Source organism: Phocaeicola coprocola (assembly GCF_041333015.1).
GTDB classification, from domain to species: Bacteria; Bacteroidota; Bacteroidia; order Bacteroidales; family Bacteroidaceae; genus Phocaeicola; species Phocaeicola coprocola.
Map to the genome: position 1 here is coordinate 1,762,861 of NZ_JBGKGM010000001.1, position 24,043 is coordinate 1,786,903.

Consider the following 24,043-nt stretch of genomic DNA (forward strand, 5'->3'; position numbering starts at 1 on the left):
TTTGACAACATTTCAATGACCTCTTTAGTGTTTCCGAACCAGCTTTTGCCGGTTCTGTTGTTTAACTTTTAATCTTTCGGTAAAAATTTACCGAAGTATTGTTATGATATTAATTAATGGAAAAGAGGTTTCGGAACAAGTAAAGCAGGAAATTGCTGCTGAAGTTGCCGATATAGTTGCCCGTGGCGGTAAGCGTCCACATCTGGCTGCGGTTTTGGTAGGGCACGATGGGGGTAGTGAAACCTATGTTGCAGCAAAAGTAAAGGCTTGTGAAGTTTGCGGTTTCAAATCTACTCTTATTCGTTACGAAAGTGATGTGACCGAAGAAGAACTTCTAGCGAAAGTGCAAGAGCTGAATAATGATCCCGATGTGGATGGATTTATCGTACAATTGCCTTTGCCTAAACATATTTCAGAACAGAAAGTCATAGAAACAATCGACTATCGTAAAGATGTTGATGGCTTCCATCCGATAAACGTAGGCCGTATGTCCATCGGGCTTCCTTGTTATGTTTCTGCAACTCCCAATGGTATCTTGGAACTGCTTCGACGCTATAATATAGAAACCCAGGGTAAAAAATGTGTTGTACTTGGAAGAAGTAATATTGTCGGAAAACCAATGGCAATGCTGATGATGCAGAAAGCATATCCGGGTGATGCTACCGTAACAGTCTGCCATAGCCGTAGTAAGGATTTGGTGAAAGAATGTCGTGAAGCGGATATAATTATAGCAGCTTTGGGACAGCCTGATTTTGTAAAGGCAGATATGGTTAAGGAAGGGGCTGTTGTAATTGATGTCGGTACAACTCGTGTACCCGATGCAACAAAAAAATCAGGATTTAAACTTACCGGAGATGTGAAATTTGATGAAGTGGCTCCAAAATGCTCATATATAACTCCAGTTCCCGGTGGTGTAGGACCGATGACAATTGTATCGTTGATGAAGAATACATTGCTGGCTGGTAAGAAGGCTATATATAAATAATGCTCCTTCTAGAAGGTTTTACAGCATAAAATGAACTTTTATGAAAGATTTTTCTCAAAAGTGTTTGCAAATTCAAAATAAACATATATCTTTGCACTCGCTTTTGAAAGGGTAATCAACATGGTGACTATAGTTCAGTTGGTTAGAGCGTCAGATTGTGGTTCTGAATGTCGTGGGTTCGAGTCCCACTAGTCACCCTTTCATAGAAGCAACCATTTTTAATATGGTGACTATAGTTCAGTTGGTTAGAGCGTCAGATTGTGGTTCTGAATGTCGTGGGTTCGAGTCCCACTAGTCACCCTTCTGAAAATGAAAGCGATCTTCAAATGAAGGTCGCTTTTTTTGTGTTTCCAGTTTGCTTTTCTTTATTATTTGTTTATATTTGCATAAAAATATAAATAACTATGAAATTGCGTACAGTTGGTAAATTAGGTGTAATACTTTCTGTTATACTTTTTTGCATAGGAGTAGGGCTTTATAGCTTTGCTCGTTTGAGTCTTGCAGAAAGTGGAAAGGGTGCTGATTTGCTTGCTGTTGTTCCTTCTGATTGTATCGGACTTTTGGAAACTGATAATATTGAGTTTATGGTCAATGAGTTTCCACAGGCTGCTTATGCAGGACAGCTTGATACACTTCAAAGCAGTGGACTTTTTTCTGTTGTGGGAGAAGGCATGATTCCTTACATCGTAGAGAATGCTCACGATTTACATAATCAGATGAATTATATGATGGTGAGTTTTCATGCTCCGATTTCTTCTCGTAATTTGGTTATGTATTTCCGTACAAATGAATCTGGAAGGAACTTCATTCGCGAAATGATAACCAGAAAGGGACTTTCTTTTTCAGCTAAAAAAGAAACTTATAGAGGAAAAACGATAGAGATTTACCCCGTAAGTAATAATGATTTCATATCTTGTTACAATGGCAAGGGATTTTTGGCTGTCAGTTATCAGAAGAATCTGATAGAAAAAGTAATAGATGCCGAGAAAGACGAAAAGTCATTGCGCCAGGATGTCGGATTTACTTCTATCGCTCATACTAAGACGGCAAATTTTTTGACTTTATACGGACATACAGCGTCGATACCTTTACTGGCAGAAGAAAATACTGATTGTTGGAGTGAATTTGATATTCATTTGAATAGTGAAGTGTTTTATCTGAGTGGCTCTATGTATGCTTCCGATTCATGCCTATATAGGGTAGAAGAACGGTTAAAGTCCATTCAGCCTCTTCGTGAGGACAGTGTGCTCATCCTTTCCGGTCAGGAAAAGGTGGATTCCTGCATTTCGCAAGTATTGTCTGTTCCGCAACACACGTTGTTTGATGAGTGTGTTTCGAATCTATCGCGCGATGCATCCTTTATTATGGTGGCAGATGTAGATAAGCTGGCGCAGAATCTGGGTGCATATAAAAATTATCTACCTGCGTTTATTTATGATCATGTAGAATTATTCCGTTCGTTTATCTTATCAGTCCAAATTACGAATGTAAACAATAAGCTTTCGCATATATTTGTTTTTACCTATAAAGAATAGGAGATTCTTGGTTTATCTGAGTTTATTCTTCAGGAAATGCGGACCGGCTTTAAAATGGAAGTAAATAACAGAAACTACAGTCAGAAAGGCTCCAAACAGATAGGCTGCTCGGAAAGAAGCTATTTCTGCAATGTACCCTCCACTCAGCATTCCTATTCCTAATCCGACATCCCATGAGGTCAGATAAGTACTTGTAGCCGTTCCTCGTTGGCTGTTGGGGGCAAGGTTGACGAATAAGGTATTATAAGCGGGAAACATTGTTCCAAACCCGATTCCAAGCAATAGGGAGATAAGGAAGAATAAAATAATAGTAAATGAACTGTTCCAATTGATAAGCCATCCGCAGACTGTCAGGCCGAAATAGCAGATACAGACAAGGTATAACCCGGCAGGGATGACCTGTGTGATCATTCCTTTGTCTACCAGGCGTCCGCTGAAGAGTCGGCTGATAGCCATTCCTACAGCCATAAGAGTAAAGAAGAATCCTGTTTCTGCAGTGATACCTATTTGCTTGGCATACATTGCTACGTAGTTTGTTGTCATGCCGTAGGGAATAGATAACAGTAATAAGCTGAATCCGGCAGGAAGTCCTTTTAACAAAATAAACCGGTCCAATGAAATCGGCTCTCTTTTTACGGGAGGTTTATAGGGTGTTTTCACCATGGTAGCTGCCAGAAAGCCTAATATGCAAGAGACCAGTGAATAAGAAAAAATGGTGATATATGAAGCTCCTCCGCTATGAAGGAACAATCCGAACATCGGTCCGATGGACATAGCCAGATTGTTTGCCAGTCCATAATATCCTAAACCTTCTCCGCGACGGCTGGAAGGCATAATGTCTATTACTACCGTATTTCCGCCAACTGTAACCATACCGAATGATATACCGTGTATCACACGAAATATAATGAATAATGCCAGCAAGCCAGCTACCATATATCCGGCAAATATCAGTGTAAAGATAAAGTAGGCAATCAGGTAGAGAGGTTTACGGGCAAAAGTATCGAGAAAATATCCGGAAAACGGACGGATACAAAGAGAGGAAATGGTATAGCAGGAAAGCACTATACCTATTGTTGTATTTGAAGCCTCGAATATCTCTGAAAGATAAAACGGAAGGACTGGAGTCAATAGCCAAAAGCCGAAATATAAAAGGAAATTGGCTGCCAGTATACAACAATAGCTTGGTGTAATAAGACGTTCCTTTTCCATATTTGAAATTTGCAAAACGCGGATTAACATAGACTTTTACAGAATTCTTTAAGGTTGAATCTATAAAGAGCCTGCGTTAATCCGCGTTTTCTTTATATATAATAAAAAATTAGTTTGCTGCTTCGAATTCTTCGAGGAAACGAGTATCGTTTTCCGAGAACATACGCAAATCTTTTACTTTATATTTTAAGTTGGCAATACGTTCTACTCCCATACCGAATGCATAACCAGTGTAAACTTTACTGTCGATACCGTTAGCTTCGAGTACAGCAGGGTCAACCATACCGCAACCCAAAATTTCTACCCATCCTGTATATTTACAGAAAGGACATCCTTCGCCACCACAGATATCGCAGCTGATATCCATTTCCGCACTAGGTTCAGTGAACGGGAAGTATGAAGGGCGCAGACGGATTTTTGTTTCAGGACCGAACATTTCTTGTGCAAACTGAAGCAAAACTTGTTTCAAGTCTGTGAATGAAACATTCTTATCGATATACAATCCTTCTACCTGATGGAAGAAGCAGTGTGCACGATAGCTGATAGCTTCGTTACGATACACACGTCCCGGACAGATTACGCGGATAGGAGGTTTAGAAACTTCCATTACGCGGCTCTGTACAGATGAAGTATGTGTACGTAAGATAATATCAGGGTGACTTTCTATGAAGAAAGTATCCTGCATGTCACGTGCCGGATGATCTTCGGGGAAGTTCATAGATGAGAATACATGCCAGTCGTCTTCCACTTCCGGACCGTCAGCAATAGTGAATCCCAATCTGTTGAAAATATTGATTATTTCGTTACGTACGATGCTTAACGGGTGACGTGTACCCAGCTCTATCGGGTAAGCTGTACGAGTCAGGTCCAGTTCAGCTGCGCTGTTATCCTGACATTCGAAAGCTTCTTTCAGTGTATTAATACGCTCCTGAGCATGATTCTTCAATTCATTCAGTTTCATGCCGACTTCTTTTTTCTGTTCAGCGGGTACATTGCGGAAATCCGCCATAAGCGCATTGATTATACCTTTTTTACTTAGGTATTTTATGCGCAGAGCCTCCAGCTCTTCTGCATTCGAAGCAGTTAAGTTCTCCACTTCCTGAAGTAACTGTTCTATTTTTGCTAACATATTTTCCTATATTATTATTTTTTTCTAGTGCACAAAGGTAAGGATTTAAACTGAAATTTTGTCTTTTTATGCTCATAAAAAAGAAAACTGTAAATGTTTTATTCGCCAAAAGAAAAAAAGACGTATTTTTGCACATGATTTTTCAGAAGCACTAAGATGAAAAAAATTTTATTTGGGTGTTGTGTATGTATGCTGGTCAGTTCTTGTGGGGGAGGAAAAAAGAATGTAGACCCTTTTGAAACGTTAACTAAACAAATTGACTCGCTGACAGTTGGGCATGACACATTGCAGGGAGAAGCTCCGGTTGTAGAAGAAATAGTTCCAGCTACGGCCGATGAAAGCTTTGCCGATTTCTTTTATAATTTTGCTTCCGATGAACACTTCCAACGTTCTCGGGTGAAGTTTCCTATTTCTTATTACAAAGGTGAACAGGTAGTACGAATGGCAAAGAACGAATGGATATACGATCCAATGTTCAGTCGTGAACCGGTTTATACTGTCCTTTTCGATAAGGAAGAAGATATGGAGATGGAAAAAGATACAGCTGTGCATAGTGTACAGGTGGACTGGATTTATCTGAAAGAGAGAAAAGTAAAACGGTATTATTTTGAGCGAGTTTCAGATTGCTGGTATCTGGAAGCTATAAATAAAGAGAAGCTTGCCTCTGATGCGAATGGTCGTGAAGATTTTTTCGATTTTTATAACCATTTTGTCAACGATTCCATATTCCAGCTTGAACGTTTACATCGCCCATTGAGTTTTGTAACTGTAGATCCTGAAGATGAATTTCAGATTCTCGAAACTACATTGGATGAAGGACAGTGGTTTTCATTTCGTCCTCCTATGCTTAAAGAGCGTTTGACTAATGTCCATTACGGACAGAAGGAAATGCCTGATGCCAATCAGAAAATTATTGAATTTAAAGGATTTGGTAATGGCTTTAGCAATACGCTTTATTTTGAATATCACGGAGGTAAATGGATATTGATGAAATTTGAAGATTTGAGCGACTAGGTTGCTCCGTTCAGCATAGAATAGTAATATAAAATGAAAGAACTGACAGATTATTCTCTTTTATATCATAACACATTTGGCATGGATGTGCGTACTGCACATTTTGTTGAATATGAATCAGTAGAAGAACTTTGTGCTTTTTTGAAGCAGAAAAATTATGAACTTCCATTATTACATATTGGAAGGGGAAGTAATTTGCTCTTTTCGGGCGATTATCAAGGAACAGTGCTTCATTCCTTGATAAAAGGTTATGAGGTAGTAAGTGAAACGTCAGATACTGTAGATGTGCGTGTAGGAGCCGGCGAAGTATGGGATGACTTTGTGACATATACTGTGCAGAAAAATCTGTATGGGGCTGTAAACCTGTCTTTGATACCTGGAGAGGTTGGAGCTTCTGCCGTACAGAATATCGGAGCCTATGGAGTTGAGGCTAAAGATTTGATAGTAAGTGTAGATACAGTTTGCGTTTCTACCGGAGAATTACGGCAGTTCTCGAATGAGGAATGCTGTTATGCATATCGTAAAAGTATATTTAAGCAAGAACTGAAGGGCAAATATATTGTCACGCATGTCACTTACCGTTTGAGTAAAGTTCCGGTATGGCATTTAGATTATGGTAATATCCGTACAGAGCTGGATAAAGCATCTTGTCCGTTGACGTTAGACAATCTGCGTCGTATCATCATTCGTATCAGGGAAGAAAAACTTCCTGATACGGCTCAAATGGGAAATGCCGGAAGTTTTTTTATGAATCCGGTCATTCCTAAAAAGCAGTTTGCTGATTTACAGTCCATATATACCGATATGCCTTCTTATCCGGCAGGCGAAGATTGCGTGAAAGTTCCTGCCGGATGGATGATAGACCGTTGCGGATGGAAAGGAAAATCGTTGGGACGTGCAGGAGTACACGCCCGTCAGGCGTTGGTCCTTGTCAATCTGGGGGGAGCTACCGGAAAGGAAATCATGGCTCTTGCAGAAGCAGTTGTTGCTTCGGTAAAGGAAAAGTTTGGTATTGATATCCATCCGGAAGTAAATTACATTTAAGACTACTTGATTATATAATGAAAGTTACTGTATTAGGAAGTGGAACATCTACGGGAGTGCCTCAAGTGGGATGCGGATGCCCGGTATGTACAAGTACCGATCCGCGCGATAACCGTTTGCGTTGTTCTGGATTGATTGAAATGGAAGGAGTGCGCATTTTGATAGATTGCGGTCCTGATTTCAGAGAACAATGTATTAGAATGAACGATTTTCGTCCTATTGACGGGGTATTGATAACTCACGAGCACTATGACCATGTGGGTGGGTTGGATGATCTTCGTCCTTTTTGCAGTTTCCGGGATGTACCTGTCTATGCGGAAGGATATACTGCCGAGCGTTTACAAAGACGTATGCCTTATTGTTTTGTAGAACATCCGTATCCGGGAGTTCCCAGTATTCCACTTTCTGTCATCGAGCCGTATAAACCGTTTCAGGTAACAAACTTGTCCGGACATTCGCTGGAGGTTGTTTCTTTTAGAGTAATGCATGGTAAACTGCCGATATTGGGTTATCGGGTGGGTAAGGTAGCTTGGATAACAGATATGCTTACAATGCCTGATGAATCGTTTGAATTTTTACAAGGATTGGATTATCTGTTTATAAATGCATTACGGATAGAGCCGCATTGGACACATCAGTCGCTGGCTGAGGCTTTGGAGCAAGCTTCACGTATCGGAGCTGGCGAAACTTATTTCATACACATGAGTCATCATATGGGATTGCATGCAGAGGTCGAAAAGCAACTTCCTCCGCATGTGCATATGGCATACGACGGACTGGTTGTAGAACAATAATTGAAGCTATTTGATTTTTGCTTTCAAAGACTCTTTACATATTCCGTTGAGTCCGCATTCTTCACATTTGGGGTTGCGTGCTGTACAGACGTATCTTCCATGAAGAATCAGCCAGTGATGAGCCGTCGGTATTAAATTCTCAGGAATATATTTTACCAGATGTTTTTCTGTTGCTAAAGGGGTAGTACATGTTTTAGGTACAAGTCCGATGCGATGACTGACACGGAAAACGTGGGTGTCGACTGCCATTGCAGCTTTGTTGAATACCACACTTTGAATTACATTTGCGGTTTTTCTTCCTACTCCGGGGAGTTTTACCAGTTCTTCCAAAGTTCCTGGAACTTCACTCTGAAAGTCTTTTACCAGCATTTGAGCCATTCCTACCAGATGCTTGGCTTTGTTGTTCGGATAGCTTACACTACGTATGTATTCGTAAACTACCTCAGGGGTGGTGTTTGCCAGAGCTTCGGGAGTTGGAAATGCCGAAAAAAGAGGAGGAGTTATCATATTGACACGCTTGTCTGTACATTGCGCACTTAATATCACAGCTATAAGCAACTGAAAAGGATTTTCATAATGCAATTCTGTTTCTGCTACCGGAATTGCCTGTTGAAAATAAGTTATTACTTGTTTATATAATTCTTGTTTTTTCATGTGTTTACAGATTGAAGATAAGTCTTATTTAGTATTTTTTATTAATACCATCTTTTATGCTTAAAGTAGAAATATACGATACCCCCTACAACAAGCATCAGTCCCCAGGCAAAGAAATAACCGTATTTCCATCCCAGTTCAGGCATCCATTGGAAGTTCATTCCCCATATCCCGGCTAAAAACGTCAGTGGGATAAAGATGGTAGAAACAATGGTAAGCTGTTTCATGATGCTGTTCATTCGCTGGTCGTTGTTTGCCAAATAAAGATCTACCATTGCAGAAAGCAGATCACGGCAGCCTTCCAGTGTCTGCAATACAAATTGCAGGTGGTCGTTTACATCACTGAAAAAAGGTCGGTTCGCTTTATTCAATAATTGGTTTTCACTGTGAAGTAATTTATTGATTTGCTCTTTCAGAGGAAATATGCTTTTTTTAATCAGCCGGTAATTTCTGCGGTATCTCTGTATTTCTTCTATTCCCGGTTGTTTTTCGGGTATGGGAGAAAGAGGCGATAAGAATTGTTCTTCCAGATCCTCCAGACCATCTTCCATTTTAGAAATGATAGACATGAAACTTGCCATTACGCTGTTCAGGATTACACTTAGTAAAAAGTCGGATTGGCGGTTACGTATCCTCAAGACATTTTTTTCAAGTGCTGTATTGATTTCGTTGAAGAAATCAGTTTCTTTTTCGGTAAAGGTAAGTACAAAATTTTTCCCTTGCACGATACAGAGTTGTTGTGGTACGAATTCATTACAGTCAGTATTCGATAACTGTTTTAGAATAACCAGATTATAAGTATCGTGTTCTTCTATTTTAGTTGGATGCTCTGAGTTTAGGATATCTTGTATGGTCAGGAAATCAATGTTGAAATAGTTGCATATTTCATGTATGGTTTCTGTATTCTGTAATCCGTGCACTTGTATCCAGTTGATACAGTTTTCTTTTATTAAGGGCTGTATATCTTTTATATCGTGTCCTCGAAAAGTCTGGATTTGTTCAGCGTTGTAGCTGGAAACATGCAAATGGGTAGGAGTTTCGCTTTCTCCTATGTAATTCAGTTTTTCGCTGAGCAGGTTATTTTTCGTCATGTCTGAATGAATTTGATATGTACAAATATAACGGTTTATTTGTAAATTGGCAAAAAGTTCCTACCTTTGCAGCCAAATTAAAAAAGAGAACATTAACATGCGATGCCGTGAATAGCGGTCGTGTATTCTAGAACACCACGTAAAAAACAGGAGCGATGAAAAAAGACAACCTCGTATCAGTGCCTTTTATGGTTTTGGGCATTGTATTTTGTGTCTGCTTAGTGGCAGCCAATCTTTTAGAAACCAAAGTAGTTCAACTAGGTCCGATTTCTATTACTGCCGGACTGCTTGTTTTTCCTATTTCTTACATTATCAATGACTGTATTGCTGAAGTCTGGGGCTTCCGTAAAGCGCGTCTTATCATTTGGATGGGATTCTTGATGAACTTTATGGTAGTTGCCTTGGGGCAGATAGCAGTAGCTTTGCCAGCAGCTCCTTTTTGGGAGGGAGAAGAAAGCTTTAACTTTGTTTTTGGTATGGCGCCACGCATTGCTGTAGCCAGCTTGCTTGCATTTTTAGTTGGTTCGTTTATCAATGCATATGTGATGAGCCGTATGAAGATTGCTTCGCATGGGAAGAATTTTTCAGCGCGTGCCATCCTTTCTACTGTATTTGGTGAAAGTGCTGATTCGCTGATCTTTTTCCCTTTGGCTTTTGGAGGACTGATGCCTATCTCTGAATTAGGAAAAATGATGTTGGTTCAGGTTGTTCTTAAGACAATGTACGAAATAATTATTCTGCCTATAACTATTCGAGTAGTGAAATACATCAAGCATGTAGACGATTGTGACGTGTACGATGAACATATTTCTTACAATGTGTTGAAAATAAAGGAGATTTGATATGAATAAAGATGCTGCACTTGTTGTCTTTAGCGGAGGACAGGACTCTACGACCTGTCTTTTCTGGGCGAAGAAACATTTTAAAAAGGTATATGCTTTGAGTTTCCTGTATGGACAGAAACATGTGAAAGAAGTAGAACTGGCACGTGAGATAGCTCGCAAGGCAGAAGTTGATTTTCATGTGATGGATGTTTCTTTTATCGGCCATTTGGGTAAAAACTCATTAACCGATACTTCCATTCATATGGATGAAGAAAAGCCAGAAGGTACTTTTCCGAATACGTTCGTTCCCGGCCGTAATTTATTCTTTTTGAGTATTGCTGCTGTATATGCTCGTGAACGGGGTATCAATCATATTGTGACAGGAGTATCACAGACCGATTTTAGTGGATATCCGGATTGTCGTGATGCTTTTATCAAATCGTTGAATGTTACGTTGAATCTCGCCATGGAGGAACAGTTTGTCATTCATACTCCGTTGATGTGGATAGATAAGGCTCAGACATGGGCACTGGCAGATGAACTGGGTGTTCTTGATCTGGTGCGGAATGAAACGTTGACATGCTATAATGGCATTCCCGGAGATGGATGCGGACATTGTCCGGCATGCAAATTGCGCCGTGAGGGACTTGAAAAATATTTGGCAATAAAGAATAAGTAACAGATGATACTCTATTCGGTATAAATAAACGGCTATGGAAAGAAAAGACGAACTGACAATATTAGGAAAGAATACAGTTTATAAACAGGATTATGCTCCTGAAGTTCTGGAAGCATTTGTAAACAAACATCCTGAAAATGATTATTGGGTACGTTTCAATTGCCCTGAGTTTACCAGTCTTTGTCCTATTACAGGGCAACCTGATTTTGCAGAAATTCGAATCAGTTATTTGCCTGATGTGAAAATGGTAGAAAGCAAAAGTTTGAAATTATATCTGTTTAGTTTCCGAAATCATGGTGATTTTCATGAAGACTGTGTGAATATTATCATGAAGGACCTGATTAAGCTGATGGATCCTAAATACATTGAGGTGACAGGTATCTTTACTCCTCGTGGTGGAATATCCATTTATCCGTATTGTAACTACGGTCGTCCTGGTACGAAATATGAGAAACTGGCAGAATATCGTATGCAGAATCACGATTTGTAAATCGTAAAGATATATTAGAACAGAGGAATGAAAAACGGACTTAGTTTCAACCGTCTTTCATTCCTCTGTTTTTTTAAGATAATTCCAATATTTAAGATAATTCCAGTCCGAAAGCCTCTTTTAATTTCAGTAGACTAGGATTCTTTTTACTCATCATCTGGAAACGCTCTACATGACTGTAGGCGCGGAGATTTTCATTGGCTGCACTTACACGGACTGTCATCTTTATTTTTCGGTTGTGCAACTGCTGGCGTAAATGTGTTTCTATTTGTGGGGCCAGTTGCGACATGTATTTCTGTACCATATCGTTGTCTACAGCCACTTCAAATGTTGTCTGGTCTTTGAGCAAGTGAGGCTGCATGTTCATCATACGTGCAGCATTGGCTGCTTCCTCTTTGGGCAGACGAGTCGCAAATTCCCGCCAGTAATAGTTCAGATTCTTTTCATTGAAGATATAATCCTCGTAGGTCTGGTCTGCCGGTACAGTTGCAGCTGTATTTACCGGTCCGTTGTTTGCAGCTTGTGGCTGGACAGCTTGTCGCCGGATTGATATACCTATGCTTCCTGCTTTCATTACAGGAATTTTCTTTTCTGTATTTGCTTTAGGTATCGGACTGGGATGTGCCGCAGCAGAAACGTTGGTAGTTGGAGCCGCTGGCTGCTGTACCGCAGCTGATCCATTAGGAGCAGATGGTTTTGCTGGCTGCTTGGGAGCTGTACTTCCGTAGTTGCCTGATACCTCATGGGTAGCCTGCGGATAAGGCTGGCTGTTTGAGGCCTGAGAGGATGAAGAAGATGGCTGTCCCTGATTAAAGGCTGGTTTTAAGGTCTGTTTGGTAGGGCCTTGCCCCCCACCAGGAACATCATTGTCGCCTGTTAGCTGGGCAAGTTGAATTAAGGTCAACTCTACCAGCAGACGTTTGTTTTTGCTTACTCGGTAATTCAGGTCACAGTCGTTACACAATTTCATGGCTTTATATAAGAACTGCGGGCTGCATTTCTGAGCCTGAGCCTGATAGCGGTCGCGTATGGATGCACCTACTTCCAATAACTGTAATGTTTCAGCATCACGACTTACCAGCAAGTCGCGGAAATGTGAAGTTAATCCTGTTATAAAATGGTTGCCGTCAAAGCCTTTTTTCAGAACTTCGTTGAATGTAAGCAGGCAGTCGGAAACCCTGTTCTCTAAAAAGGCATCCGTCAGTTTGAAGTAATATTCATAATCCAGCACATTCAAGTTCTCTATTACACTTTGATAAGTGATATGCCCGTTGGTAAAACTTACAACCTGGTCGAAAATAGACAAGGCATCACGCATGCCACCGTCAGCTTTCTGTGCAATAACGTTCAGAGCCTCCGGTTCTGCTTCAATATGTTCTTTTCTGGCTACATTTTCCAAGTGTTCTACCGTGTCGTTCACACTGATACGATTGAAATCGTATATCTGGCATCGACTCAGAATAGTAGGAAGAATTTTATGCTTTTCGGTTGTGGCAAGAATAAATATAGCATGATGAGGCGGTTCTTCCAATGTCTTCAGAAAGGCATTGAAAGCTGCCTGAGAAAGCATGTGTACCTCGTCGATGATATATACTTTATATTTTCCAATTTGTGGCGGGATGCGTACCTGTTCGATCAGCGAGCGTATGTCTTCTACCGAGTTATTGGATGCGGCATCCAGCTCATGAATGTTATACGAACGCTGTTCGTTGAAAGCACGGCATGACTCACATTCATTACATGCTTCTCCATCGGCAGTAGGATGCAGGCAGTTGATTGTCTTTGCAAATATTCGCGCACATGTTGTTTTTCCGACTCCTCGTGGACCGCAAAACAGATAAGCATGTGCCAGCTTTTGATTGGCAATCGCATTTTTCAGGGTGGTCGTCAGGGCGCGCTGTCCTACAACAGTATCGAATGTTGCGGGACGATATTTACGTGCCGATACGATATAATTTTCCATATGCCGATATAAGTGATTAATAGTTTTTATGTTCGGAAATACAAAAGTACATAAAATCTCGGTTTTCTCATGGGCTTGACCTGAAATATATTTATCTTTGTCACAAAATAAAGTAAGTTATGCAGACAAGTGACAGTATCGTTATTATCCCTACTTATAACGAAAAAGAAAATATCGAAAATATCATCCGTGCAGTTTTCGGTTTAGAGAAATGTTTTCATATTCTGATTGTTGAAGATAATTCTCCCGATGGTACTGCTGATATTGTACGGAAATTGCAGGCTGAATTCCCAGAACGCCTTTTCATGATAGAAAGAAAAGGAAAATTAGGCTTGGGTACAGCGTATATTGCAGGTTTCAAATGGGCTATTCAACATCAATACGATTATATATTCGAGATGGACGCGGACTTCAGCCATAATCCGAATGATTTGCCTCGTTTGTATAAGGCTTGCCACGATGAAGGAGCTGATGTTGCTATCGGTTCACGATATATAAGTGGTGTAAATGTGGTGAACTGGCCTATGGGACGTGTATTGATGTCATATTTCGCATCGAAATATGTACGGTTTATAACAGGTATTCCTGTGCATGATACAACAGCAGGATTCAAGTGTTATAAACGTAGGGTTTTAGAAACGATACCTTTAGACAATATTCGGTTTAAGGGATATGCTTTTCAGATAGAAATGAAGTTTACTGCTTATAAGTGTGGCTTTAAAGTAGTGGAAGTTCCGGTTATTTTCGTCAACCGTGAACTGGGAACTTCTAAGATGAATAGCAGTATTTTTGGTGAGGCCGTGTTCGGAGTGATACGGTTGAAATGGGACAGTTGGTTTAAAAGTTATCTAAAAAATAAGTAAATATGAAACGTACATGGATTTATAACGCAACGATTGTAAACGAAGGATTAAAATTTGCCGGTTCTGTTGTCGTTGAAGATGATACTATCTGTGAAGTGCTACAAGGAGAAGTTCGCCCTTCTGTACCTTGCGATGCCGAAATCGACGCCCGCGGTTGTTACCTCATCCCTGGAGTTATAGATGATCATGTACATTTTCGTGATCCGGGATTGACGCATAAGGCTGACATGGCAAGTGAAACTGCGGCTGCGGCAGCAGGAGGAGTAACTTCGTTTATGGATATGCCTAACTGTAATCCGCAGACAACAACTCTGGAAGCTCTGGAAAACAAGTTTGCCGATGCTGCAAACAAGTGTATCGTAAACTATTCGTTTTATTTCGGAGCAACCAATAACAATACGGAGTTGTTGCAGCAGCTGGACAAGAAACATGTGTGCGGTGTAAAACTGTTTATGGGAGCCAGTACAGGGAATATGCTTGTTGACCGTATTGAATCCTTGCGGAAAATCTTTTCGGAAGCAGGTATACTGATTGCTGCTCACTGTGAAGACCAGACTATAATTCGATGGAACACGGAACTTGTAAAATCAAAGTATGGTGAAGAAGATGTGGATATTCTCTTCCATCCTCGCATACGAAGCGAAGAGGCTTGCTGGCGTTCGTCTTCGTTGGCTGTACAGCTGGCTAAAGAAACAGGAGCACGCTTGCATATTCTCCATGTCAGTACAGCACGCGAGCTGGAACTTTTCGAAGATAAACCGATATCTGAAAAGAAGATAACTTCGGAAGCATGTGTTTCACATCTGATGTTCTGCGATGAAGACTACAAAACGTTAGGAGCACGCATTAAATGCAATCCAAGTATTAAAACAAAGAACGACCGTGATATGTTGCGCCGGGCTCTGACAACAAATCGCATTGATGTCATTGGTACAGACCATGCTCCTCATTTGTTGAAAGAAAAAGAGGGAGGAGCTTTGAAGGCTGTATCTGGTATGCCGAGCCTGCAATTCTCTCTGGTCAGCATTATGGAACTTGTACATGAAGGCGTTTTGACCGTAGAGCAGCTGGTACAGAAGATGTGTCATGCTCCTGCTGAGTTATTCCAAATAGAAAAGCGTGGATATATCCGTCCGGGATATAAAGCTGACCTGGTTCTGGTTAACCCGGATAGCGAATGGGAAGTAACGTCAGATTGTGTTTTGAGCAAGTGTGGATGGAGTCCGATGGAAGGAAGACGCTTCCATGCGAAAGTAGAAAAGACATTTGTAAACGGAACATTAGTTTACAGCGACGGCAAGGTGGATACTCTTCACCGGGGAGAGCCGCTTGCTTTTAACCGATAAGAAATGCAGACAGACATTACGACAGTAGTTTACGATATACACGATTTGACAGAGTATATTAACTGGATTTATTTTTTTCATGCATGGGGATTTCAGCCTCGTTTTGCGGCTATTGCAGATATTCATGGGTGCGATGCTTGCAGAGCGAGCTGGCTTGCCTCTTTTCCCGTGGAAGATAGGGCTAAAGCTGCCGGGGCTATGCAGCTTCATAAGGAGGCAAACCGTATGCTGAACAGTGTGGACGGAAAATATAAGGTATATGCCATTTACCGGCTCATGAATGCCAATTCGGATGGTGATAACCTGCTGTTGGAAGGAACTCGCTTTCCGCTATTGAGGCAGCAGACGCGAGTTCGTCCGGACGATCCGTTTTTATGCTTGAGCGATTTCGTGCGTCCGTTGTCATCGGGGATACCAGATACAGTAGGAGCTTTTGCTACAACCATCGACGAGAATATGGAACAACCGTTCGAGGGCGATGATTATAAATTGATGCTTGTCAAAACCTTGGGCGAGCGTCTGGCAGAAGCTGCGGCCGAAAAGGTGCATGAAACTATCCGGAAAAGCGTATGGGGGTATGCCAAGGATGAACATCTCACCATGAAACAATTGCTCAATGAGGATTATCAAGGTATACGTCCTGCTGTAGGATATCCGTCTCTTCCTGATATATCGGTCAGTTTTTTATTGGATGAGCTGCTCGATATGAAGCGTATCGGTATCAAACTCACTGAAAACGGTATGATGCAGCCTCATGCTTCAGTATGTGGGTTGATGTTTGCCCATCCTGCATCTCGTTATTTTTCTGTGGGGAAGATAGACGAAGAACAGCTTGCCGATTATGCTGCCCGACGAGGATGTGAGGTAAGTGAAATCAGAAAATACTTAGTAGCTAACCTGCAACAATAATAGGATTATGATATTGCTGAGAGTTTCGTTGTTTTTTATCGTGTTGTTACTGTTGCCCGACTGGTATATATATAAGGTATATATAAAGTATATCCAGCATAAATGGCAAAAAAGATTATATTGGCTGCCCACAGTTTTGTTGCTGATGGTATTGCTTGTTTTCATCGTAGCACATGATTCGTTACACGATGCTTTTGGCATTTATCTTATTGTTACATTGTGCGCTGCTGTTCCCAAACTGGTTTTTGTATTATGTGATATCCTGATGAAGGTGTTGCGTAAGTTTCTTCGTATACCGTTGTTTGGGAAAACCGTATCGTCTGTTGTAGCAATTGTCACGCTTGCTTATCTGCTTTTCGGAGCAATTAAAGGAAAGGAATATTTCCAGGTTAAGCAAGTTGTCTTTTCTTCACCCGATTTACCTGAGTCTTTTGACGGATATCGTATTCTTCAATTGTCCGACATACATGCCGGAAGCTGGAAAGGTAATGCTGAAGCACTCCGTCGGGCTGTTGAAATCTGTAACGCACAGCACCCTGATCTGGCCGTGTTTACGGGTGATCTGGTAAATAGTCGGGCCGATGAGATTAAGGAGTTTATGCCTGTTCTGTCAAAACTTCGTGCAAAGGATGGGGTATTTTCTGTATTGGGAAACCACGATTATGCTACGTATGTGCAGTGGGACAGTGAAGCAGACCGTCTTGCTAATATTGATACGCTTCTGGCAAGACAGGAACAGATGGGCTGGAAGATGCTTATGAATGACCATCAGATACTGCATCGTGGAAATGATTCTATCGCTTTAATAGGAGTAGAGAACAGTGGTAAACCTCCTTTTCCCGATTGTGGGGATTTACCTCGGGCACAGAAAGGCACGGAAAGTATGTTCAGGGTTTTGCTGAGTCATGATCCAACTCACTGGAGAAGAAGCGTTCTTCCGGATACCGATATTCAACTGATGCTTGCCGGACATACTCACGATATGCAGATCAACTTATTCGGCTTTTCATTTTCACAGTTTATTTATCCCGAGCATAAAGGTCTGTATCTGGAAGGTCAGCGGGGACTTTATGTCAATATCGGGCTAGGTTATGTACTCTTTCCGATGAGGCTGGGAGCATGGCCAGAGATTACAGTCATTACTTTACGAAGAAAATAATAATTCCTAAACTATAACAAGCAATGAGATTCTTATACATTATTTATCAAATCTGTATCGGGGTGCCGATTTTTCTGGTGGCAACTATACTTACTGCTTTGACTACCATGTTGGGATGTTGGTTGGGTAACGGACATTTCTGGGGATATTATCCGGGCAAATTGTGGTCACAGCTTACATGTTTTTTGTTTTTGCTTCCGGTAAAAGTCAAGGGGCATGAACACCTGGATAAGAAAACATCCTATGTATTCGTTGCCAATCATCAAGGTTCATTCGATATCTTTTTGGTTTATGGATTTTTGGGGCGTAACTTCAAATGGATGATGAAGAAAAGCCTTCGTAAACTTCCGTTCGTTGGTAAGGCGTGCGAATCTGCCGGCTTTATTTTTGTCGACAAATCTAGTCCTCGTAAGGTATACGAAACAATAAAGAGTGCGGAAAAAGTATTGCAGGGAGGAACTTCATTGGTTGTATTCCCCGAGGGAGCACGTACGTTTACAGGACATATGGCAAACTTTAAGAAGGGAGCTTTTCTGCTTGCCGACCAGTTGCAACTTCCTGTTGTTCCACTTACCATAGACGGATCGTTTGATATTCTTCCCCGCACAGGTAAGCTTTTGCATTGGCATCCGATGACTCTGACGATACACGAACCTATTTATCCGTTAGGAAAAAAGGGAGAAGAGAATCTGCAAATGTTGATGGCTGAATCGTATAAGGCTATCGAAAAAGATTTACCTCAGAAATATAAAGGCAAGATGGAGAATCCCGATCAGTAATAAAAAGTTTACCCCTTTCATTTTCGCTTAAACAAAAGATCATTCTTGTTGTTGAATGATAGCGTCAGATGAAAGGGGTAAACTTTGTTATTGCTTGAAACAGAGTGATTTAATATCTGCGAAAAAACAACGTGAAATGTTGGGTGAAATTTGTACAAAAAAACGGAAAACATGCTGATGTTTTCCGTAAAATTATACCTTCTTTTTTTATTTGATTCTCTGAGATGGCGAACTTCTAAAGGAAAAAGAGTTTTATTGTACGGCTTGCAGCTTGTCCATGTTGCTGCGTGCAACCGATACATATTCCTTTATCATCGGATTGTTTTTAAAAGAATCGGGAGCATCGTTTATTATTTCCTCCATAATCGGAGTCAATACCGGATAAGGAAATCCGTTGCATAGCATCAGAAAGACTCCTGTTCCCAATACATTGTTGTAATTTTCTTGGATAAATGTCTTGGCAAGGTCGTCCATGTCGTTTCCTAACGCGGTACGCTGTTTTTCCATCTCTTCTTGGATAAATTTAGGATCTTTGCCGTCCATAATCATACGGCTTTCTATTCTTTCCACTTCATACGCACGATCTTCCAGCGAAGTTTTCTTTATGATAAACTCATTGAAACTGTCGTTCAACGGAGTTCCTTTTACAGAAAAACCTGCTTTGTCGATATTGATACTGATATTTCCTTCCTCTATGACAACCGGCATGATGCAGTCGTCGTCCATATACAAAGAAGCAATTACGGTAGAGTCGACTTTTCCTTTCATCTTGAATATCCCGTGTACCACTTCAGCCGAGTCTATATTTACCAACTTATCTCCGGACGGCACTTTTATGAAAAGCATTTTTCCATCCAGTTTCGATACAGAAGAAATACCTTCTATTTTATATTTCTTTCCGCACGAAGCGCAAATAATGGCACAAAAGAGAAAAAAGTAAAATCTGTACATGCAATAAGCCTTTAGAAATTTCTGCGGCAAAGGTATAACGTTTAGAAATGACGTGAAAATAAATTATCAAAAATTAAACTAAATAGAGGATTATTACTGAATTAAGCTACTCAAAACGTATTTTTCGCTATCTTTGCTGGCTATTTGCTGACAACGAAAAAATATCAATTATTATTTTTAAATATCATAACAATGAAAAAACTTAAAGTATTAGCATTGGCACTGATTTGTGCTGCCTTTTCACCGGTGAAAGCCGACGAAGGAATGTGGCTTCTTCAGCTGATGAAGGAGCAGAACCTTGCCGACCGTATGAAAGCACAAGGTTTGAAAATGGATATTGCCGATATTTACAATCCGAACAGCGTAACACTGAAAGATGCTGTTGGTATATTCGGACGAGGATGTACCGGTGAAATTATTTCTCCAGACGGACTGATTCTTACTAATCACCACTGTGGTTACGATGCTATCCAGCAGCATAGTTCTGTTGAACACGATTACCTGACTGACGGATTTTGGGCAAAAAGCCGTTCAGAAGAACTTCCAACTCCGGGGTTGACATTTAAGTTTGTAGAACGAATTGTAGATGTAACCGACAAGGTGAACCAGGATATCAAAGACGGAAAAGTGACTGAAATCAATTCTTTTGGTGCAGAATATCTGGATAAGCTTGCTGCTGATGAACTGAAGAATAGTGATTTGAAGGACAAACCGGGTATTTCTACCGAAGCTCTTCCGTTCTATGAAGGAAACAGATTTTATCTGTTCTTCATCAAGACATACAGCGATGTGCGTATGGTAGCTGCTCCTCCTTCATCAATCGGTAAATTCGGTGGAGAAACAGACAACTGGATGTGGCCGCGTCATACAGGTGACTTCTCTATGTTCCGTATCTATGCCGATAAAGATGGTAACCCGGCTGAATATAGTGCCGACAATGTACCTTTGAAAGTGAAGAAGCATCTTGCTATTTCGCTGAAAGGTTTGCAGGAAGGCGACTATGCTATGATTATGGGATTCCCGGGAAGCACCAGCCGTTACCTGACTGAAAGTGAAGTGAAAATGCGTATGGAAGGAATAAACACTCCTCGTATTGAAGTTCGTGAAGCACGTCAGAACGTATTGCGTAAGGAAATGGCTGCCAGCGATAAGGTACGTATCCAGTATGCAAGTAAGTTCGCTTCTTCCAGCAACTACTGGAAAAACTCTATCGGTATGAACAAGGCTATCGTCGACAATAAAGTATTGGAAGCAAAGGCTGAACAGGAAGCTAAGTTTGCGCAGTTTGCAAAAGAACAGAACAATGCCGACTATGCTAAGGTTGTAAGCCAGATTGACGAGTATGTTCAGAAGGCTACTCCGATTACCAAGCAGATGATTTACTTCAGTGAAACTTTCAGAAGCGGTATCGAGTTTGGCGCTACATACGTTTTGTTCAACGATTTGAAAACTGCTTTGCAGAAGAACAAAAAGAAAGATATTGAAAAAGCTATCAGCAGCCTGAAAGAAGCATATGCCGATGTACACAACAAGGATTATGATCATGAAGTAGACCGTAAGGTAGCTAAAGTCTTGATTCCGCTGTATGCAGAGAGTGTACCAGCTGATGCTTTGCCTGCATTCTATCAGACTATCCAGACAAAGTATAAAGGCAATTATGATGCTTACATTGATGCTTTGTATGACAATAGCATTTTCTCTAACGATAAAAACTTCAATGCTTTCATCAGCAACCCTACCGTTAAAGCTATCGAAAACGACCTTGCAGTACAATATTCTTCTAGCAAAAATGAATTGTCGAAGAAACTGAATGAAAAGTATGATGCAGTAAGCGGCAATATCGATTTGTTGCATAAGACATATGTACGTGGCTTGTGTGAAATGTATGCTCCAACTCCGAAAGCTCCGGATGCAAACTTTACTATCCGTCTGACTTACGGTAACGTAAAATCTTACGATCCGAAGGATGGTATCCATTATAAATATTACACTACGCTGAAGGGTGTAATGGAAAAAGAAGATCCGAGCAATCCGGAATTTGTCGTTCCTGCTAAGCTGAAAGAGTTGTATGCTACAAAGAACTTCGGTCGCTATGCATTGCCTAACGGTGAAATGCCGACTTGTTTCCTTACTACCAACGATATTACCGGTGGTAACTCTGGTTCTCCGGTGTTGAATGGTAATGGTGAACTGATTGGTGCTGCATTCGACGGTAACTGGGAATCACTTTCGGGTGATATTAATTTCGACAACAATCTCCAGCGTTGTATTGCTGTAGATATTCGCTATGTATTATTCATCGTTGAAAAATTGGGTGGTTGCAAGAACCTGATTGACGAAATGACTATCGTAGAATAATGAAGAAAACCATATTATTTTCTATGCTTGCCGCATGCTCTCTCGCCGGATATGCCGACGAGGGCATGTGGATGCTGACAGACCTGAAGAAGCAGAACGCTGCCGTGATGCAGGATTTGGGTTTGGATATCAGTATAGATAAGGTATATTGTCCCGACAGCATCAGCCTGAAGGATGCTGTTGTACACTTTGGGGGAGGATGTACCGGCGAAGTAATCTCTGCAGAGGGACTGGTGCTTACCAATCATCACTGCGGATATCAGTATATTCAGCAGCACAGTGCTGTGGAGCACGATTATCTGACGGATGGTTTTTGGGCGATGAGCCGTGAACAGGAACTTCCCTGTGAAGGACTGACCATTACGTTTATCGACCGCATCCTCGATGTGACTGACTATGTACAGGAGCAGTTAAAAAAGGATGAGGATCCTGAAGGATTGAATTATCTTTCTCCTTCATACTTGTCGACTGTGGCTAAACGTTTTGCCAAGAAAGAGAATATAAAGACAGACGATTTTGCTGTTCTCGAACTGAAACCGTTCTACGGAGCTAATAAATATTATCTGTTTGTAAAGACAGTATATAAGGATATTCGTATGGTAGGTGCTCCTCCTTCTTCTATCGGAAAGTTTGGAGCTGATACGGATAACTGGATGTGGCCGCGTCATTGTGGTGACTTTTCTATCTTCCGTATTTATGCATCGAAAGATGGTAAACCAGCCAATTATGCGGCAGACAATGTTCCTTTGAAAGTCAAGAAGCACCTTGCTATCAATATGAATGGCATTAAGGAAGGTGATTTTACTTTTGTAATGGGATTCCCCGGACGTAACTGGCGTTACATGATCAGTGATGAAGTGGAGGAACGTATGCAGACTACCAACTTTATGCGTGATACCGTGCGCGGAGTTCGTCTGCGTGTGTTGGGTGAGGAAATGGCAAAAGATGCCAAGACACGCATCCAGTATGCAGCCAAGTATGCTTCTTCTGCCAATTACTGGAAGAATGCCATCGGTATGAACGAAGGACTTGTATCGCTCAAGGTACTCGATCGTAAGAAAGATGAGCAGAAACGTCTTCTGGCTTTTGGCGACGAAACAGGAAATGAATCTTATCGTCAGGCTTATGAAAGTATCAAGCAGATTGTTGCAAAACGCCATGACGCTGTATATCATCAGCAGGCCATTTATGAAGCTTTGATGCTGGGTACAGAGTTTTCTAAAATACCTGATACTGATAAGCTGTTGGAAGCTTTGGAAAAGAATGACAAGAAGGGTATCAAGGCTGCCATTACTGCTTTGCAGGAACAGGGAAGGAAATTCTTTAACAAGGATTACAGTACGATAGTCGACCGTAAGGTGTCTAAACAATTGCTTGCTTTATATGCGCAACTGATTCCTGCCGGACAACGTATCAGTATTTTTAAAGTAATAGACGGACAGTTTGCTGGCAGTACAGATGCTTTTGTTGATGCTTGCTTCGATCGTTCTATCTTTAGAAGTTCTAAAGCTTTGGCTGCGTTCTTGCAGAATCCGAGCGCTGACAAACTGAAGAAAGATCTGATGGTGCAATATGCTAAATCTGTAAAAGAAGGGTATAAGGCTACGGATGAGGCTATGAAGGCAGAAACCAATGCTTACAACCGTGCACATAAGACATGGGTGGCAGGTATGCTTGCCTTGAAGCAAAAGGAAGGAAAGGCTATTTATCCGGATGCCAACTCTACTTTGCGATTGACTTATGGTAAGATTGGTTCGTATGAACCAGCCGATGGCAAAGAATGTCTGTACTATACTACATTGAAGGGAGTAATGGAAAAAGAAGATCCGGAAAATCCTGAATTTGTGGTATCTCCTAAGCTGAAAGAGTTGTACGAGAAGAAAGATTTCGGACCATATGCTATGGCTGATGGACGTATGCCGGTATGTTTTGTTACAGCGACTGACAATACGGGTGGTAACTCTGGCTCTCCGGTGTTCAACTCAAAAGGTGAATTGATTGGAGTAGGTTTCGACCGTAACTATGAAGGACTGACAGGAGATATTGCTTACAATCCGCAGTTGCAGCGTGCTGCTTGTGTTGACATTCGATATGTGTTGTTTGTCATCGATAAATATGCGGGAGCCAAGCATTTGATTGATGAACTGACCATTGTCCGTTGATTCATGTTTATAAAATCACGGTGATAAAATAAAGCCATATCATTACTCGATACTGAGTTTGATATGGCTTTTATATTTTAATAGTAACCGGTTACTGTGCTA

The 24,043-nt window shown here is 41.0% G+C and carries 21 protein-coding genes and 2 tRNA genes; 17 read left to right on the top strand and 6 right to left on the bottom strand.

All coding sequences use genetic code 11. The annotated features are described in order from the left end of the window. Positions 1 to 103: 103 nt before the first annotated feature. From folD to ACDG22_RS07285, 4 genes are all read left to right on the top strand, one after another. On the top strand, positions 104 to 985 hold the full coding sequence (folD, locus tag ACDG22_RS07270) for a bifunctional methylenetetrahydrofolate dehydrogenase/methenyltetrahydrofolate cyclohydrolase FolD (protein WP_270231179.1): 882 nt from the start codon (positions 104 to 106) through the stop codon (positions 983 to 985). Positions 986 to 1,108: 123 nt separating this feature from the next. Next, a tRNA-His gene (locus ACDG22_RS07275) sits at positions 1,109 to 1,182 on the top strand. A 29-nt stretch (positions 1,183 to 1,211) separates the two neighbouring features. Next, positions 1,212 to 1,285: transfer RNA gene (locus ACDG22_RS07280), tRNA-His, on the top strand. A 104-nt stretch (positions 1,286 to 1,389) separates the two neighbouring features. Next, positions 1,390 to 2,520: a hypothetical protein gene (locus tag ACDG22_RS07285; protein WP_270230689.1), complete on the top strand. Its 1,131-nt coding sequence runs from the start codon at positions 1,390 to 1,392 to the stop codon at positions 2,518 to 2,520. Positions 2,521 to 2,532: 12 nt separating this feature from the next. Here ACDG22_RS07285 and ACDG22_RS07290 read toward each other — a convergent pair whose 3' ends face one another. Further along, positions 2,533 to 3,732, bottom strand: coding sequence for an MFS transporter (locus ACDG22_RS07290; RefSeq protein ID WP_270230690.1), 1,200 nt, complete (start codon positions 3,730 to 3,732; stop codon positions 2,533 to 2,535). A 109-nt stretch (positions 3,733 to 3,841) separates the two neighbouring features. Then, positions 3,842 to 4,861, bottom strand: a complete 1,020-nt coding sequence (pheS, locus tag ACDG22_RS07295; protein ID WP_118483328.1) for a phenylalanine--tRNA ligase subunit alpha — start codon at positions 4,859 to 4,861, stop codon at positions 3,842 to 3,844. A gap of 156 nt (positions 4,862 to 5,017) precedes the next feature. Between pheS and ACDG22_RS07300 the strand changes: the two genes are divergently transcribed. The 3 genes from ACDG22_RS07300 to ACDG22_RS07310 are packed head-to-tail and all read left to right on the top strand — an operon-like array spanning position 5,018 to position 7,713. Next, the gene (locus tag ACDG22_RS07300; protein WP_040311814.1) at positions 5,018 to 5,875 is read left to right on the top strand and encodes a DUF4348 domain-containing protein; all 858 of its coding nucleotides are present in this window, start codon (positions 5,018 to 5,020) and stop codon (positions 5,873 to 5,875) included. Positions 5,876 to 5,908: 33 nt separating this feature from the next. Further along, positions 5,909 to 6,919, top strand: coding sequence for a UDP-N-acetylmuramate dehydrogenase (murB, locus tag ACDG22_RS07305; protein ID WP_270230691.1), 1,011 nt, complete (start codon positions 5,909 to 5,911; stop codon positions 6,917 to 6,919). A 17-nt stretch (positions 6,920 to 6,936) separates the two neighbouring features. Beyond that, a complete protein-coding gene (locus ACDG22_RS07310; RefSeq protein ID WP_270230692.1) occupies positions 6,937 to 7,713 on the top strand; it encodes an MBL fold metallo-hydrolase in 777 nt (258 codons plus the stop codon). Positions 7,714 to 7,719: 6 nt separating this feature from the next. Here ACDG22_RS07310 and nth read toward each other — a convergent pair whose 3' ends face one another. Together nth and corA are read right to left on the bottom strand one after the other, a co-directional pair. Continuing rightward, positions 7,720 to 8,367 carry an endonuclease III gene (nth, locus tag ACDG22_RS07315; protein ID WP_007566880.1) on the bottom strand — a complete coding sequence of 216 codons (648 nt, stop codon included), beginning with the start codon at positions 8,365 to 8,367 and terminating at the stop codon, positions 7,720 to 7,722. A gap of 41 nt (positions 8,368 to 8,408) precedes the next feature. After that, positions 8,409 to 9,458 (bottom strand): magnesium/cobalt transporter CorA, encoded by a 1,050-nt coding sequence (gene corA / locus ACDG22_RS07320; RefSeq protein WP_270230693.1) that lies wholly within the window; start codon positions 9,456 to 9,458, stop codon positions 8,409 to 8,411. Between the two features lie 155 nt (positions 9,459 to 9,613). On the opposite strand from corA, the gene ACDG22_RS07325 reads away from it, so the two are divergent. From ACDG22_RS07325 to queF, 3 genes are read left to right on the top strand one after another with little or no spacing between them, the layout of a single operon-like run. Continuing rightward, the gene (locus tag ACDG22_RS07325; RefSeq protein WP_007566876.1) at positions 9,614 to 10,300 is read left to right on the top strand and encodes a queuosine precursor transporter; all 687 of its coding nucleotides are present in this window, start codon (positions 9,614 to 9,616) and stop codon (positions 10,298 to 10,300) included. A gap of 1 nt (position 10,301) precedes the next feature. Further along, the gene (queC, locus tag ACDG22_RS07330; protein ID WP_007566873.1) at positions 10,302 to 10,961 is read left to right on the top strand and encodes a 7-cyano-7-deazaguanine synthase QueC; all 660 of its coding nucleotides are present in this window, start codon (positions 10,302 to 10,304) and stop codon (positions 10,959 to 10,961) included. Positions 10,962 to 10,995: 34 nt separating this feature from the next. Beyond that, positions 10,996 to 11,451, top strand: coding sequence for a preQ(1) synthase (queF, locus tag ACDG22_RS07335; RefSeq protein ID WP_007566871.1), 456 nt, complete (start codon positions 10,996 to 10,998; stop codon positions 11,449 to 11,451). Positions 11,452 to 11,542: 91 nt separating this feature from the next. On the opposite strand, the gene ACDG22_RS07340 is transcribed toward queF, so the two are convergent. Further along, a complete protein-coding gene (locus ACDG22_RS07340; RefSeq protein WP_022124890.1) occupies positions 11,543 to 13,414 on the bottom strand; it encodes a DNA polymerase III subunit gamma/tau in 1,872 nt (623 codons plus the stop codon). Positions 13,415 to 13,533: 119 nt separating this feature from the next. On the opposite strand from ACDG22_RS07340, the gene ACDG22_RS07345 reads away from it, so the two are divergent. From ACDG22_RS07345 to ACDG22_RS07365, 5 genes are read left to right on the top strand one after another with little or no spacing between them, the layout of a single operon-like run. Next, on the top strand, positions 13,534 to 14,277 hold the full coding sequence (locus ACDG22_RS07345) for a polyprenol monophosphomannose synthase (protein ID WP_007566867.1): 744 nt from the start codon (positions 13,534 to 13,536) through the stop codon (positions 14,275 to 14,277). A 2-nt stretch (positions 14,278 to 14,279) separates the two neighbouring features. Then, entirely contained in the window at positions 14,280 to 15,623 is a 1,344-nt protein-coding gene (locus ACDG22_RS07350; RefSeq protein ID WP_007566865.1) for a dihydroorotase, read from the top strand. A gap of 3 nt (positions 15,624 to 15,626) precedes the next feature. Beyond that, on the top strand, positions 15,627 to 16,532 hold the full coding sequence (locus ACDG22_RS07355) for a vitamin B12 dependent-methionine synthase activation domain-containing protein (RefSeq protein WP_007566862.1): 906 nt from the start codon (positions 15,627 to 15,629) through the stop codon (positions 16,530 to 16,532). A gap of 7 nt (positions 16,533 to 16,539) precedes the next feature. Beyond that, on the top strand, positions 16,540 to 17,691 hold the full coding sequence (locus tag ACDG22_RS07360) for a metallophosphoesterase (RefSeq protein WP_007566859.1): 1,152 nt from the start codon (positions 16,540 to 16,542) through the stop codon (positions 17,689 to 17,691). A gap of 23 nt (positions 17,692 to 17,714) precedes the next feature. Next, positions 17,715 to 18,470 carry a lysophospholipid acyltransferase family protein gene (locus tag ACDG22_RS07365; protein WP_022124887.1) on the top strand — a complete coding sequence of 252 codons (756 nt, stop codon included), beginning with the start codon at positions 17,715 to 17,717 and terminating at the stop codon, positions 18,468 to 18,470. Between the two features lie 252 nt (positions 18,471 to 18,722). Here ACDG22_RS07365 and ACDG22_RS07370 read toward each other — a convergent pair whose 3' ends face one another. Continuing rightward, complete coding sequence (locus ACDG22_RS07370) at positions 18,723 to 19,421, bottom strand: DUF4369 domain-containing protein (protein WP_270230695.1); 699 nt, start codon at positions 19,419 to 19,421, stop codon at positions 18,723 to 18,725. Between the two features lie 192 nt (positions 19,422 to 19,613). On the opposite strand from ACDG22_RS07370, the gene ACDG22_RS07375 reads away from it, so the two are divergent. Continuing rightward, positions 19,614 to 21,779 (top strand): S46 family peptidase, encoded by a 2,166-nt coding sequence (locus ACDG22_RS07375; protein ID WP_007566851.1) that lies wholly within the window; start codon positions 19,614 to 19,616, stop codon positions 21,777 to 21,779. Continuing rightward, positions 21,779 to 23,941, top strand: a complete 2,163-nt coding sequence (locus ACDG22_RS07380) for a S46 family peptidase (RefSeq protein ID WP_270243075.1) — start codon at positions 21,779 to 21,781, stop codon at positions 23,939 to 23,941. Before ACDG22_RS07375 ends, ACDG22_RS07380 begins: the two co-directional genes overlap by 1 nt. The last annotated feature ends 102 nt before the right edge of the window (positions 23,942 to 24,043 follow it).